The sequence below is a fragment of the Streptomyces chiangmaiensis genome, from assembly GCF_036281785.1.
GTDB lineage: Bacteria > Actinomycetota > Actinomycetes > Streptomycetales > Streptomycetaceae > Streptomyces > Streptomyces chiangmaiensis.
On the sequence record NZ_JAYWVC010000582.1, the window covers coordinates 1 to 1,340 of the forward strand.

The following is a 1,340-nucleotide window of genomic DNA, read 5'->3' on the forward strand; positions in this document are numbered from 1 at the left end:
TCGCGTTGGTGGTGCCGGAGTCGCCGCAGCGCGCCGAGGGACGCGTCGACGTTGTCGGCACCATCGGGCTCACCGTAGGACTGATCGTCCTGCTCCTGCCGATCGTCAACGGCGGGCAGTGGGGCTGGGGCAGTACCCGCACGCTCGGCTTCGGCGCGGCGGCGATCGTTGTCCTGCTCGCCTGGGCCCGCCATCAGTTGCGTGTCGACTCCCCCCTTGTCGACCTGCGACTCTCTGCCCGTCGCCCAGTGCTCATGGCGAACCTCGCCACTGTCGCCACAGGGTTCGCAATCTTCGCCATGTTCTTCGCATTTCCCCAGATCCTGCAGGCGCCGACCGCCACCGGCTACGGATTCGGTCAGAGCCTGGTGCGTTCGGGGCTCGTCGTCGCCACGAACGGGGTGGTGGCGCTGCTGCTGACCCCGGTCGCGGCACGACTGATCACACGGTACGGGCCTCGGCCGGCCATGATGCTGGGAGCAGTCGTCATCGCCGCCGGCTACATCTTCGTCGCACTGCGGACGGACAGCATCACCGACATCGTCATCGCGTCGGGCATCATCGGGGCCGGCGCCGGCATCTCGACCGCGGCCACGGCACAACTGATCACCGATGCGGTTCCCGCGACCGACACGGCCTCGGCCAACGGAGTGAACACCCTGATGCGCCAGGTTGGCATCGCCACCTCCACGGCGGTCCTGACCGTGGTCCTGGCACACACCACGATCAGTCTCGGCTCGGCAACGCTGCCCTCGGAGGAGGGATTCCGGACCACGTTCATCGTCGGGGCTGCGGCGGCAATCGTGGGTCTGCTCCTCACAGCGCTCATCCCGACCCGTACACCGGTGTCCGGCGGGTCGGCAGAGCAATACTCAAAGCCTGCCGACGCCCCTGCCGGGGACGCGATCCCCCAGCGATAGCTGGGAAGGCTACCGGGTAAGTAGCCGTCGTCTTTCCGATCTTGAGAGATGCGCGTCGAGCGGGAGCCCCGATCGAGTGATCGCGGGACGCCTGGCGCATACGAGTGGGGCCTCCTGAACGGCTTGGTGGTGTCGAATCACCGAGCGGCAACAGGAGGCCCCGGTGCCGCCGTCTTCCGGTGCCGATGGTCAGGCAATCCGGTTCGGCCGCCCTGGAGTGCGACTGTCCGGCTCACCGGTTCGGAAGCGCCGCGGACAGCGGGTGCCGTGGGCGCCGTCACCCGACGGACACGACGGACGCGGAGTGAGCGGCCATCCAGCCGCAGTTACCGGTGCCGGGGTAGATGCGCGGTTGGGGAGGTCAGCTGGACTCTCCTCTCCCATCCGCCACGGCATCCAACATGCACTCGACTGGTCCTT

General features: G+C 68.1%; 1 protein-coding gene. It reads left to right on the top strand.

Going from position 1 to position 1,340, the window contains the following annotated elements; genetic code table 11:
- Positions 1-920, top strand: a 920-nt coding sequence (locus tag VXC91_RS45710; protein WP_329513228.1) for an MFS transporter, incomplete at its 5' end; no start/stop codon positions are given.
- Between the last annotated feature and the right edge of the window lie 420 nt (positions 921-1,340).